Genomic DNA, 13,987 nt, shown 5'->3' with positions numbered 1-13,987 from the left:
GGTGAATAACAAAAAGACGTGCAATGAATGCACGTCTTTTTTTGTTATGTTTTGTCGAACAATCGATATATCCGAGAAATCGTTGATATATTGTAAGTTATGATAGATATATCGAAAAAATCGTTGATATATCCCGAGTTACGATAGATATAATTGAAAAATCGTTGATATATTACCCCGCATTAACGGGCAGTAAAACTCCCACCTTAAAATTCGCCTGGAGCAAAGAGGTTAGGTGGGAGATAAACTGCCCATAAATGCCCGATTGGTTCAACTAATAATCAGTGGGGATGCCCCCACTGATTAAAGTTTCACTTTATCGCTTCTCAATCGCCACAATAAATGGCGGGTTATTTTGTTGATTAATGAAGCCATATCGCAGTACGTGTGCTTGTTTTTGGTCTAGTTCTTCGGCAAATTTAAGTACAGCGTCGCGTTCTACTTGTCCTTCTGGATGTCCGTGGTAAATGACAAGGACGATGATACCTTCAGGCGCCATTACGTCTAATAATTGCTCAATCGCCGAGATTGTTGAGTTCGGTTTTGTGACGATATGCTTGTCTCCGCCTGGAAGGTAACCTAAGTTGAAAATTGCGCCTGTTACTTTTCCTTTTGCATCTTCTGGTAATATGGATAGAAGTGTATCGTGACTATCGTGAACTAAAACAGTACGTTCGAAAAGTTCTTTTTCTTTTAGACGAGTTGTTGAGCTTTCAATTGCCTCTTTTTGAATATCAAATCCAAATACTTTTCCGTTATCTCCAACGATTTCAGCTAGGAAGCAAGTGTCATGGCCGTTTCCTAAAGTTGCATCTACAGCGTAATCGCCTTCTTTTACTGCCGTTTGCAGAAGCGAGCGAGCAAACGGTAATACACGTTCTAATTTCATTTTTGTTTCTCCTCATTTGCATATTTTCCTTGCCAGCTTCCGCGGCGTACAAATTCTGCATCAATGGAATTTAATACTTCCCATTTATTTAAGCTCCACATTGGACCAATCATTAAATCAGGCGGACCGTCACCTGTGATGCGGTGCACAATTACGTCTTCTGGAATCATTTCAAGTTGGTCAACAACGAGACTTACGTAATCCTCAAGAGAAAGGAACTCGAGTTGTCCTTTTTCATATTGCTTCACCATTGGCGTTCCTTTTAATAAGTGAAGTAAGTGGATTTTAATTCCTTGTACATCAAGCTTCGCTACTTCACGAGCTGTTTCCATCATCATGTCGTAATCTTCAAGTGGAAGGCCGTTAATAATATGAGAACAAACTTTAATGCCGTGCTTACGTAATTTATTTACACCTTCAACGTAAGAAGGATAATCGTGAGCACGATTAATAAGATTTGCAGTACGTTCATGGACGGTTTGTAGTCCGAGTTCAACCCAAAGGTAAGTGCGTTTATTTAAGTCCGCTAAATATTCAACAACATCGTCCGGTAAACAATCTGGACGAGTCGCAATAGAAAGACCGACAACGTCTTTTTCTGCTAGAAGCGGTTCGAATTTTTCTTTTAACACTTCAAGTGGTGCATGTGTATTTGTGTACGCCTGGAAATAAGCGATACATTTTCCGTCTTTCCACTTTGAGCGCATTTTTTCTTTCATTTCATGATATTGCGTTATAACATCATCGCGGCGATCGCCAGCGAAGTCACCAGATCCAGCAGCACTGCAAAATGTACAACCGCCATAAGCAACTGTACCGTCACGGTTCGGGCAATCAAAGCCAGCATCTAATGAAACTTTAAAGATTTTTTCACCAAATTCATTTCGTAAATGATAATTCCATGTATGATAACGTTTATTGTCGTTTGTATATGGAAAAGGGTTTTGAACCTTCATTACTTTCCCTCCTAAGCCGAGTCAAAATGAAACAAAATCCATTATAACATACTCATAAGGTTCAGATGGAAGGGACACACTAAAGGGGAATTGAAGCAAGGAGGGACAATTATGGCAGAGCGTCAATCACTTGAATCGTATATTACACAAGCGGAACAAGCGGTGGAATATGCGAAAGAACAATTAGACCAAGGTATGAGACAAGAGCATTATAATACGATGGAGTATTCGGATGCGCAGTTACAATTAGAACAAGCGTATAACGATTTACAAACGATGCAACAACATGCAAATGATGAGCAACGTGAGCAATTAAATAGAGCACGTATGGCAATTCGCCAATTGCAACATCAAATGATTATTACACCGCACTAATAAGGAGTGAATGTAATGGCGAAACGTTCAGATCAAAATAACCCAGAACAAAAAACGCAAAATGGACATAACGCTGAGTTTTCGAATGAACTTGATCCGATTGTTCAAGTAAAACAGCGTAATAGTAAAAAAGGACAACCTCAAAAATCGAAACAATCAGAGTAGACCAGGTCGCAATATGACCTGGTTTTATTTTGCTATATGACAATAATGTAAGATTCCTGTAAGGTTTGTCGATAGTTGTGAGCAGCTTTCTCCAGTAGAGTAAGAAAGGATTAAGTTTTATACAAGGAGTTGCTTTATGGGGAACAATATTATAAACAAGCGAATTGATGAGTTAGATTACATTCGTGGCTTTGCACTACTAGGGATTATTTTAGTAAATATTTTAGCACTACTTAATATTAAAACTCCAGATCCTAATACAGTAGATGCTAGCTATCAAAGGTTTCTATACTTATTTGTAGAAGGTCGTTTCTTCTCGATTTTCTCATTCTTATTTGGAGTGGGATTCTATATCTTCATTACAAGAGCGATTGCGAAAGGGAAAAATGGATATGTTCTATTTTTCCGCCGCGTAGTTGCATTATTTATTTTTGGTTTGATTCATTACATGTTTCAGCCTGGAGAAGCGTTAACGTTATATGCAATTTGCGGATTAATCGTTTTACCGTTTTATAAAGCGAAAAAACAAGTGAACTTAGTAATTGGTCTTATTTTGACAATAGCCTTTAGTGTAATGGGTGTTAAAGAACTATTACCACTTGGTTTAATTTTATTAGGTCTTGCTGCAGGACAATATCGTGTATTTGAAAATCTTTCGCAAAATATAAAGAAAGTCGCTATTTTTACAGGCATTATGTTTGTTTTAAGTGTCATAGCTGTATGGTATCAATATGGACACGTGCCTGCTGGCCCATTTGTAAATATGATATTGATGAATGAAGACGGAACAATGGATGCTGCAAGCCAGTTTCTAAAAATTGGTATTACTGTTGGACCAATTATTTCAGCTTTCTATGTAGGAGCATTAATTTTATTACTTCAGTTAAAACCAGTTCAAACATTATTAGCACCATTGAAATACTACGGTCGTATGGCTTTAACAAATTATATTGGACAAACTGCAATGATTTTAATTGCAGGCAGTGTATTTAACTTTGCAGAAAACTTAACTTACATGCAGACTTTATATGTATGTATTGCAATTTATGCAATTCAAATTGTATTTAGCGTAATTTGGATGAAAATCTTTAAAATGGGTCCATTAGAATGGATTTGGCGTGTTATTACGTACTGGACGGTAACACCTTTAAAGAAATAGAGAGAGAAGTGGGCTGTTCCTTTTGTGGAGCAGCCTATTTTTATTTTCAGCTTTTGTAGTTGCGCCGATATATTTGAAAAATCGCCGATATAATTTCATTTACCGATTCGATATGTCACTAATATTCAAAGTAGTAAAAGCCAAACTTACACGCCCACCTTCTTTATATTACAAAAGTGTAAGGTAAATGTAATGTTAACAAATAGCAGTTCACCTCCAAAAGGCGCAAAATAGGTAATGGAAAAACAAGCGTAGGAGGATATATATGACGAAACCAGTTGTAGACGTGAAAAACGTTCAAAAAGTGTACGGTAAAAAAGGTGAGAACCAATCACACGCGTTAAAAGGTGTGTCATTCTCAATTCAAGAGGGTGAGTTTGTTGGAATTATGGGACCATCTGGTTCTGGTAAAACGACATTATTAAATGTAATTTCAACATTAGATAAAGCAACGGGCGGCGTTGTTGAAATTGCGGGTACGGATATTACAAAAATGAAGCAAGGTGAGCTTTCTGATTTCCGTTCACAAAAATTAGGATTCATCTTCCAAGATTTTAATTTGTTAGAAAACTTATCTATTTATGAAAACATTGCACTTCCACTTTCCTTGCAAGGTGTTCCATCACGTAACATTGGACCAAAAGTCGAGAAAGTAGCGGATATGTTAGGGATTACAGAAATACTTCAAAAGTACCCATCTGAAGTATCTGGTGGGCAAAAGCAACGTTCGGCAGCAGCGCGTGCTTTAGTGCATGAGCCGGCAATTATTTTAGGGGACGAGCCAACAGGAGCGCTTGATTCTAAAAATGCAACGAGTTTACTTGATGCGATGACAAACTTAAATAAAGATCAAGGCGTATCTATTATGATGGTTACACATGATCCGTACAGTGCAAGTTACTGTCAGCGTATTTTATTCATTCAAGATGGTGAGCTATATAAAGAAATTCACCGCGGCGGTACACGTGAAGAGTTTTATAAAGAAATTTTAGATGTGCTTGCGGACTTAGGCACACAAAAAGCGTAAGAAGGGAGGTTCTAGAGCATGTTATTTAAACTTTCCATGTCAGGGCTAAAAAGTAAGCTGAAAGATTATATCGTCTTACTTGTTGGTCTTGTCATGTCCATTTCAATTTTTTATATGTTTCAAACATTAGCGTTAAACGAGGCCTTCCTTAAGGAAAATTCTACTATTGGTCAAATTGGATTTGTATTCCAAGCAGGTTCATTTTTACTAGCTATTATAACGTTCTTCTATATTTTGTATGCGAACTCTTTCTTACTATCTCTTCGTCAAAAAGAGTTTGGTATGTATATGATGTTAGGAGCAAAAAAGCATAAAGTTACATTACTTATGTTTATTGAGACAATTGTATTAGGCGCCGCGTCTCTTGCAATTGGAATTGCAGTTGGTGTAGGACTTGCAGAAGGTATCGGTCAATTATTAATGAAACAATTAGAATTTGCTGGTGAAGGCTATAAAGCATTTTATCTGCCATCTATGACTGTTACGTGCATCTTCTTCTTTGCACTATTTGTATTATCGGCAATTATGAACAGTATTAAATTATCACGTATTTCTGTCCTGCAACTTGTACATGCAGACGCACAAACAGAACGTGTTGCAGTAAAAGGAAAAATGACAGGTGTAGTTGCATTCCTTGCGGTTATTTTATTAGGAATGGGCTATGCATCAATGATTTACATGGAAAAACTAAGAGAAATGGGAATCATTATTGCATTAATTACAACGACAGCTGGTACTTACATGCTGTTTGGATCACTTCTCCCGGTCTTTATTAAAAAGTTAAAGAGTAATAAAAAGCGTAGTGAAAAAGGACTTAACGCTTTTACATTTGCACAATTAAATTTCCGTATTAATAGTTTAACGAAGGTGCTTGCGACGGTAGCAATGTTAGTTGCGCTCGGAGCTGGTGCAATTTCAGGCGGTATGGCGTTTAAAAATAACGTTATAAAAATGGTTGATGGATTTGAAATTTATGATTCAGTAGTTCATAATCCAACGGCTGAAGAAAAGAAAATTTTAAATGGTATTACATTTAAAGAGAAAAATGAATATCGTTACAAAATCGATGATAAATACGTTTACTATGTAAAAGAGGATTTAGAGAAAAATCGTCCTGTAATAAGAGATATGGAAAATATGAAGTCGATGAAGGATGGCGTGAAAACGAAAAAAGTCTCAGAGGAACTACCAGTAGGTGCAGTTGCTAGAGAAATGAATGAAAAAGATGCGAATGCGAAAGAACTTCCACAAGAATGGGACGAGGCTTTCAGAACAATCCAACCATTCTATGTACATCAGGATCATGCAATTAAAATTGTAAATCAAAAAATGTACGATGAGATAAATGGTAAAGAAGGTATAGCATTTATCGGAAAAGTAGATGATTTCTTAACATATGAAAAAGAATGGAAAAAAATTGACGAGTTGCAACTAGATAAATATAAAAATGTAAAAGCTGAACAAATGAATAGTAAACATCAAATGTATGACATGTTCTACGGCTTTGCGAGCGGAACAGTGTTTATGGGATTCTTCCTTGGAATTGCGTTCTTAGCAATGATGGCAAGCTGTCTTATGTTTAAAATTCTTTCTGGTGCATCAAAAGATATTACGCGTTATCAAATGCTCCGTAAAATCGGTGTGCGCCGTGAGTTATTAACGAAATCGATTTATAAAGAGTTATTCTTAGTATTCTTATTCCCAGCAATTGTGGGTATCGCTCACGTATTAGTTGGTATGAATATTTTCGGATTTATTTTAATCGATCCGTACTTCCGTATTTGGGTACCAATCGTAATTTTCGTAGTTATTTATGCGATTTATTACTTCATTACAGTTCAATTGTATAAAGGAATTGTTCTTCCGAAAGAAGATTAATAATAAAAACCGAGCAAAAACGCTCGGTTTTTATTATTTTCAGAAAAAACACTTAATGTTACTGATATATATAATATAATGCAAGTAAGTAACGTAATATAAAAGTAGAAGTAGCTGTATAAGGAAAGGAGGAATCCAATCTGTAGAAAGAAGCTGAACTTTTATCCCCACATTTTTTACCGCAACGTATTTATACAATCGTAAGTTTCCACATTGAAAGTTTTCAGAACCACCTGAGTATATTGTGAAAATAATGGATAACACATGGAAATCTCATAGCATGATAAGGTAAAATGGACAACATAATGAGAAAATTACCGTTCATAAGATGAGGAGAATACATGTATGGAAGTTGTAGAGGCATTAAAAGATATAAGCCAAATTGAGGCTATGAAAAAATATTTAAAAGAGCACTCCCAGCGAGATTATCTTTTATTTGTTATTGGAATTAACACAGGATTAAAAATTACAGAATTACTTAGCATGAAATTTGAAGATGTATTAAATGAAGATGGGACTGTTAAAGAGTTTTATACTCTTCCTGTGAAAGATGAAAAATTCAAACAAGATATTTATTTAAATACAAAAGTAAAAGAAGCGCTTTTAGATTACGTACAATCTATTGGCGTTAAAAGAGAAAATTACGTATTTCAATCTAATAAAACGCCAAATTCAATTACGCGTCAACAAGCGTATCGTGTAATTCATAATGCTGCAGAAGCAGTTGGAGTTGTTGGTAAGATCGGAACGAATTCAATGCGAAAAACATTCGGATTTCATGCGTACAAAAGAGGGATAGCGATTGCGCTGTTGCAAAAACATTTTCATCACGCGACTCCATCAGAGACGCTAAAGTATTTAGGTATTTCAAAGGATGAGACCTTTAAAACGGAGATTGATGTCGATTTATAAAAGCCGTAACTAAAAGAATTAGGAGGCGGAAAATATGAATATTAGAGAGAGTGAACTGCCGGGTATTGGATGTAAGTTTGAAGTGATTACAAAAGGTAATGAAAAGATGGTTATCGTTATTCATGATGATGGCCGAAGAGAAATGTACCATTTTGATGCTGATTATGAGGAGAGTATTTCAAGCGTCTCTCTTCGTGATTCCGAAGCGAGACAAATTGCAGCTATATTGGGCGGAATGGTATATAGACCACAAGCTTTAGATACGATTGAAATGGCCTTTGAAGGATTATCAATTGAGTGGTTTAAGGTGGAAAATAATGCACCAGTCGTACAAAAAACAATTGGTAGTTTACATGTCCGAAACACATATAACGTAACGATTATTGCCATTTTGAAAAAGAATATGAAGAAGTTCTTTAATCCAGGCCCAGATTCTATCATTGAAGCTGGCGATATGCTCGTACTATCAGGTGAAAGACATGAAGTAAAAAGAATTATTAATGAGTTGCTTTCAGTAGGAGGGGATTCATAATCGATGGATACTTTAATCTTTGAAGTTGGGACTGCGTTAGTATTAGTCGCTTTTGCAGCTATTCTCGCTGCAAAGTTAAAGTTCTCGATTATTCCGTTTCTCATTATACTCGGTATGCTAGTGGGGCCCCATGCCCCAGATTTAGGGCTTATCGATTTAAGATTTATTGAAAGCGGAGAAGTTATTTCCTTCCTCGGCCGTGTTGGCGTTATATTCCTCTTATTCTATTTAGGCTTAGAATTCTCAATTAAAAAATTAATTAAATCAGGAAAGTCAATTGCTTTTGGGGGAACTGTTCATATATCGCTTAATTTTATATTAGGTTTACTTTACGGATATATAATGGGTTTCCCCTTATTAGAAACATTAATTATTGCTGGGATCATAACAATTTCATCGAGTGCAATTGTTGCGAAAGTAATTGTTGATTTAAGAAGATCTGGTAATAAAGAGACGGAGCTAATTTTAGGAATCATTATGTTTGATGATATCTTTTTAGCCGTATATTTATCAGTCGTTTCAGGATTAGTACTCGGAGGGGCAACGTCACTTGTAGGGGCTCTTACATCTATTTTAATCGCAGTAGGGTATATGCTACTATTCTTTGTAGTTGCTAGAAAAGCTACACGATTTTTAAATAAAATGTTAGATATTTCGTCCAATGAAATTTTTATTATCGTAATATTCGCTATTTTGTTCTTTGTAGCAGGATTTTCAGAAACGATTCATGTCGCGGAGGCGATTGGAGCATTATTATTGGGGCTCGTCTTTTCTGAAACAGAGCATAGTGATCGAATTGAACAGCTCGTTGTTCCGTTTCGTGATTTCTTTGGAGCTATATTCTTTTTCAGCTTCGGTTTAAGTATAGACCCATTTTCACTTGGAGGAGCAGTGTGGTTGGCATTAGGAGCAGTTTTCATTACTCTTATCGGTAATTTTACTGCTGGAATGGTTGCGGGGCGTAAAGCTGGGTTATCGCATAAGGCTTCTACGAATATCGGTTTAACACTTGTATCACGCGGAGAATTTTCCATTATCGTCGCGAATATTGGAATTGCGGGCGGCTTAATGGCAACTATTAAACCATTCTCAGCTTTGTATGTTTTAATATTAGCATCGTTAGGACCTTTGTTAACGAAAGAACCTGGGAGAATATATTCCTTATTAGATAAAATATTTAAATGGAGCGCTAAAGAAAGTGCGAAGCGAGAAAAGGAAGTTGGATAGTATAAAGAGGCTGCATGAAGTTCATGCAGCCTCTTTATACATTGTTACTGTTGTCATTTTTTGTCGGTAAGTCGATATATTTTAATAATCGCTGATATAATCCAAGAAGCAATCAGTATAATTTCATTTACCGTAGAACCATTATCTGAATTTCATCAACTATTAATCAGTTGCCTTCCTATTTAAAAACGACTACAATTTTACTGTTATATATATGAACGAAAAAAATAGAATAGGAGGGGAAACTATGCCAAGGAAAGTATGGCTATTAGTAGCTGGGATGATTATTAATGTCACGGGTGCTTCTTTTTTATGGCCTTTTAATACAATTTATTTGCATGATCACCTAGGAAAATCTTTATCTGTGGCCGGAATGGTATTAATGATCAATTCGCTTACTGGTGTAATCGGAAACTTGCTCGGCGGTGTTTTATTTGATAAATGGGGCGGTTATAAATCAACTTTAGTAGGGATTGTGATTACACTTGTATCGATTTTAGGTCTTGTGTTCTTCCACGGTTGGCCGTTATATGTTGTATGGCTAGCGTTAATCGGCTTCGGTTCTGGAATGGTCTTCCCATCGATGTATGCGATGGTTGGTACGGTTTGGCCAGAAGGCGGAAGACGGGCATTTAATGCGATGTACGTTGGACAAAATGTTGGTATTGCGATCGGAACAGCATGTGGTGGATTAGTTGCATCGTATCGTTTTGATTATATTTTCTTAGCGAATTTTATTTTATACTTTGTTTTCTTTTTAATTGCTTTTATTGGATTCCGCGGTATGGAAGACAAGAAAGAGCCAGGAGTGCAAAAAGAAGTCGAAACGAAAAAAGGGTGGTCACTTACACCTGGATTTAAAGCACTTCTTATCGTGTGTGTAGCATATGCTTTATGCTGGGTTACATACGTACAGTGGCAAGGAGCGATTGCAACACATATGCAAGAATTGAATATTAGCCTTCGTCACTATAGTTTACTATGGACGATAAACGGAGCGATGATTGTTTGTGCGCAACCACTTGTTAGTATGCTAATTCGTTGGATGAAGCGTTCTTTAAAACAGCAAATTATGATTGGAATCTTCATTTTTGCGGCGTCATTCATTGTGTTAAGTCAAGCGCAGCAATTTACGATGTTCCTCGTTGCGATGGTAACATTAACAATTGGTGAGTTATTTGTATGGCCTGCGGTTCCAACGATTGCAAATATACTTGCACCAAAAGATAAATTAGGATTTTATCAAGGTGTCGTAAATAGTGCGGCGACTGTAGGGAAAATGTTCGGACCGGTCGTTGGCGGAGCAATTGTGGATTTATACAATATGGAAGTATTGTTTATAGCAATCATGGTAATGCTTGTAGTAGCGCTTATAGCAACGAGCATTTATGATAAACGAGTAAAAGTAGAAGAAACAGTTGAAGAAAAAATTGCAGTTTAGTTTGACGGAACATGTAACATGTTTTAGAATATATTTAAATAAAACAACCTTTAGAACAAGGGAGATAGCTCGGCTGTCTTAAGATGAATTCGTTAGTTATTAAGAGTAACGATTAACCGAGAAGTCCTCGCTTTAAGTAAGCTCTTAAGAGATACTAGGTGAAGGATAGTTCACTTAACTTATATGTGTAATAACAGTGAGAAGGAGTAGTAGTAATAGAAGCTGGTTTAGAGAGTTGACGGTCGGTGCAAGTCAATCCACGTTTCGTTATGAACTCGCCTTTGAGTTGCAGTTGTGAAACTAATAGTAGCAATTGCCGTTAATCCACGTTACGGATCTAAGCGAATGTATATTTGTACATTAATTTAGGGTGGTACCGCGGGAATCTATAACCTCTCGTCCCTTTCTAGGGATGAGAGGTTTTTTGTATTTTGGGCGGTGAAAATAAATAGAATTTCAAGGAGGGTATCTCATGAGCTTTAATCATCAAGAAATTGAGAAGAAGTGGCAAGGGTACTGGGAAGAGAATAAAACATTCCGTACGCCAGATGAGACAGAAAAACCAAAATTTTATGCACTAGATATGTTCCCATATCCATCAGGTGCAGGCTTACACGTAGGACATCCAGAAGGTTATACAGCGACAGATATTTTATCTCGTATGAAGCGTATGCAAGGATATAACGTTCTGCATCCAATGGGATGGGATGCATTTGGTCTTCCAGCAGAGCAATATGCACTTGATACTGGAAACAGCCCAGCTGAATTTACAGAGCATAATATTAATACGTTCCGTAACCAAATTAAATCATTAGGTTTCTCTTACGATTGGGACCGTGAAGTAAATACAACAGATCCAAACTACTATAAGTGGACGCAATGGATCTTCCTAAAACTATTTGAAAAAGGCTTAGCTTACGTTGATGAAGTACCTGTAAACTGGTGCCCAGCACTTGGTACAGTACTTGCAAACGAAGAAATCATTGACGGTAAGAGTGAGCGTGGTGGACATCCAGTTGAGCGTCGTCCGATGAGACAGTGGATGTTAAAAATTACAGCTTACGGAGATCGTCTATTAGAAGATCTAGATGAGCTTGATTGGCCTGAAAGCTTAAAAGATATGCAACGTAACTGGATCGGTCGTTCTGAAGGTGCAGAAGTACACTTCAACATCGATGGTACAGACGAGAAATTCACAGTTTTCACAACGCGCCCTGATACATTATTTGGTGCAACATACTGTGTACTAGCTCCAGAACATGCACTTGTTGCAGAAATTACAACAGCAGAACAAAAAGAAGCGGTAGAAGCTTACATTAACGCTGTAAAAATGAAGAGTGACCTAGAGCGTACAGAACTTGCGAAAGAGAAAACTGGTGTATTCACTGGTGCTTACGCAGTTAACCCAGTAAACGGTGAGAAATTACCAATCTGGATCGCTGACTATGTTCTTGCAACTTACGGAACAGGTGCTGTAATGGCAGTTCCAGCTCACGATGAGCGTGACTATGAATTCGCATCAGTATTTAATCTTCCAATGAAGGAAGTTGTAAAAGGCGGAGATATTACGAAAGAAGTGTACACAGGTGATGGTGCACACGTAAACTCAGCATTCCTTGATGGATTAAATAAAGAAGAAGCAATCGCAAAAATGATTGAATGGCTTGAAGCAACGAGCGCAGGAAATCAAAAAGTAACGTACCGTCTACGTGACTGGTTATTCAGCCGTCAACGTTACTGGGGTGAACCAATTCCAGTAATTCACTGGGAAGATGGTACAATGACAGCTGTGAAAGAAGAGGAATTACCATTAGTTCTTCCGAAAACAGAAAACATCCGTCCTTCAGGTACAGGTGAATCACCACTTGCTAACATTGACGAGTGGGTAAATGTTGTTGATCCTGAGACTGGTAAAAAAGGTCGTCGTGAAACGAACACAATGCCGCAATGGGCTGGTAGCTGCTGGTACTACCTACGTTACATCGATCCAAACAATAGCGAAGCACTTGTAGATCCTGAAAAAGTAAAACAATGGCTTCCAGTTGATATTTATATCGGTGGTGCAGAACATGCCGTACTTCACTTACTATATGCTCGTTTCTGGCATAAAGTATTATACGATATCGGTGTAGTTCCAACGAAAGAGCCATTCCAACAATTATTCAACCAAGGTATGATTCTAGGTGAAAACAACGAGAAAATGAGTAAATCAAAAGGTAACGTTGTAAATCCTGATGATATCGTAGCAAGCCACGGTGCAGATACACTTCGTCTATACGAAATGTTCATGGGACCATTAGATGCTTCAATTGCTTGGTCTGAAAATGGTCTTGACGGAGCTCGTCGTTTCCTAGACCGCGTATGGCGTCTATTCGTTCAAGATAACGGTGAATTAAGTGAGAAAATTACTGACGCACCAAATAAAGAGCTTGAAAAAGCTTACCATCAAACAGTGAAGAAAGTAACAGAAGACTATGCAGAGCTTCGTTTCAACACAGCGATTTCTCAAATGATGGTATTCATCAACGATGCATACAAAGCTGAAACACTTCCGAGAGAATATGTAGAAGGTTTCGTAAAAATGATTGCACCAGTTGCACCTCATATCGGGGAAGAGCTATGGAGCAAACTTGGATACAATGAAACAATCACATATGCAAGCTGGCCAACATTTGATGAGTCTAAACTTGTAGAAGATGAAGTTGAAATTGTTGTTCAAGTTATGGGTAAAGTTCGCGCAAAACTAACAATGAGTAAAGACGCATCAAAAGAAGAAATGGAACAACTTGCACTTGAAGCAATTCAAGACCAAATTGAAGGGAAAACAGTTCGTAAAGTAATTGTTGTTCCTGGAAAACTTGTTAATGTTGTTGCAAATTAATTTATTCTAAATAAAAGCTCAGAGTATGTATACTCTGAGCTTTTTTGTGTAGAAAATAATCTCTGGATCACCCTAGTCTAAGTTTTCAATTATTCCAATACGTACAAATAAAAGAGCGGAATTCCAATACAGACAAACACCTATTTTTCTATAGGAAATATGATAAAAAAGGTAGGCTAAATTGAGTAGAAGAGGTGAAAGGAATGAAAGGGATGGACAATAATGCACCACATGGCTTTTTCGGAGGTGGATCGGATAGTTATGAACAAATGATGTTAATGGGAGGCGGACAACAAGGATATGGCGGAATTCCGAGCTGGATGGGTGGAACACCTGGAGGATTTTCCACATCAGTAGCTGGAGCACAAACAGGAATCCCAACATTTGTAGGCGGAGCAGCCGGAGGAGTACCAGTAGGCGTACCAACTACATTCCCATCTTTCGTTGGAGGAGTACAAACAGGATTTCCGGTACCGGGAGTAGGTGTTGTGGCAGGCGGAGTAGGTGGTTATCCACAAGGTTTTTACGGTCACCATGGCCACCAC

Annotated in this window: 12 protein-coding genes, 1 pseudogene and 1 other annotated feature; of the genes and pseudogenes, 11 read left to right on the top strand and 2 right to left on the bottom strand. The window is 37.4% G+C overall.

Annotated elements, in window-relative coordinates; genetic code table 11:
• Positions 1-316 precede the first annotated feature (316 nt).
• Entirely contained in the window at positions 317-889 is a 573-nt protein-coding gene (gene mnmM, locus MR107_RS26725; RefSeq protein ID WP_017656636.1) for a tRNA 5-(aminomethyl)-2-thiouridylate-methyltransferase MnmM, read from the bottom strand.
• Positions 886-1,845 (bottom strand): tRNA modification radical SAM protein MnmL/YtqA, encoded by a 960-nt coding sequence (gene mnmL / locus MR107_RS26720; RefSeq protein ID WP_000868031.1) that lies wholly within the window; start codon positions 1,843-1,845, stop codon positions 886-888. The genes mnmM and mnmL overlap by 4 nt, the downstream gene beginning before the upstream one ends.
• Before the next feature lie 111 nt (positions 1,846-1,956).
• Between mnmL and MR107_RS26715 the strand changes: the two genes are divergently transcribed.
• From MR107_RS26715 to MR107_RS26665, 11 genes and pseudogenes are all read left to right on the top strand, one after another.
• Positions 1,957-2,220, top strand: a complete 264-nt coding sequence (locus MR107_RS26715; protein WP_000840869.1) for a YtzC family protein — start codon at positions 1,957-1,959, stop codon at positions 2,218-2,220.
• 15 nt (positions 2,221-2,235) lie between these two features.
• The gene (locus MR107_RS26710) at positions 2,236-2,385 is read left to right on the top strand and encodes a hypothetical protein (RefSeq protein ID WP_001129340.1); all 150 of its coding nucleotides are present in this window, start codon (positions 2,236-2,238) and stop codon (positions 2,383-2,385) included.
• A 136-nt stretch (positions 2,386-2,521) separates the two neighbouring features.
• Positions 2,522-3,544: a DUF418 domain-containing protein gene (locus MR107_RS26705; protein ID WP_063246417.1), complete on the top strand. Its 1,023-nt coding sequence runs from the start codon at positions 2,522-2,524 to the stop codon at positions 3,542-3,544.
• Positions 3,545-3,809: 265 nt separating this feature from the next.
• Positions 3,810-4,571, top strand: a complete 762-nt coding sequence (locus tag MR107_RS26700; protein WP_000165844.1) for an ABC transporter ATP-binding protein — start codon at positions 3,810-3,812, stop codon at positions 4,569-4,571.
• An 18-nt stretch (positions 4,572-4,589) separates the two neighbouring features.
• Positions 4,590-6,449 (top strand): FtsX-like permease family protein, encoded by a 1,860-nt coding sequence (locus tag MR107_RS26695; protein ID WP_000897745.1) that lies wholly within the window; start codon positions 4,590-4,592, stop codon positions 6,447-6,449.
• 345 nt (positions 6,450-6,794) lie between these two features.
• On the top strand, positions 6,795-7,361 hold the full coding sequence (locus MR107_RS26690) for a tyrosine-type recombinase/integrase (RefSeq protein WP_000454210.1): 567 nt from the start codon (positions 6,795-6,797) through the stop codon (positions 7,359-7,361).
• Between the two features lie 34 nt (positions 7,362-7,395).
• Positions 7,396-7,893, top strand: a complete 498-nt coding sequence (locus MR107_RS26685) for a cation:proton antiporter regulatory subunit (protein ID WP_242292913.1) — start codon at positions 7,396-7,398, stop codon at positions 7,891-7,893.
• Positions 7,894-7,896: 3 nt separating this feature from the next.
• Positions 7,897-9,120 (top strand): cation:proton antiporter, encoded by a 1,224-nt coding sequence (locus MR107_RS26680; RefSeq protein ID WP_242292912.1) that lies wholly within the window; start codon positions 7,897-7,899, stop codon positions 9,118-9,120.
• A 247-nt stretch (positions 9,121-9,367) separates the two neighbouring features.
• Positions 9,368-10,561 (top strand): MDR family MFS transporter, encoded by a 1,194-nt coding sequence (locus MR107_RS26675; protein ID WP_001137561.1) that lies wholly within the window; start codon positions 9,368-9,370, stop codon positions 10,559-10,561.
• A 187-nt stretch (positions 10,562-10,748) separates the two neighbouring features.
• Positions 10,749-10,968, top strand: a binding site (T-box leader).
• A 65-nt stretch (positions 10,969-11,033) separates the two neighbouring features.
• Entirely contained in the window at positions 11,034-13,442 is a 2,409-nt protein-coding gene (gene leuS, locus MR107_RS26670) for a leucine--tRNA ligase (RefSeq protein ID WP_000009461.1), read from the top strand.
• Between the two features lie 203 nt (positions 13,443-13,645).
• Positions 13,646-13,987, top strand: a pseudogene (locus MR107_RS26665) (hypothetical protein); the annotation flags it as partial.

The organism is Bacillus cereus group sp. BfR-BA-01441 (genome assembly GCF_022663075.1).
GTDB classification, from domain to species: Bacteria; Bacillota; Bacilli; order Bacillales; family Bacillaceae_G; genus Bacillus_A; species Bacillus_A cereus.
This window is presented reverse-complemented; position numbering and strand designations above follow the sequence as displayed.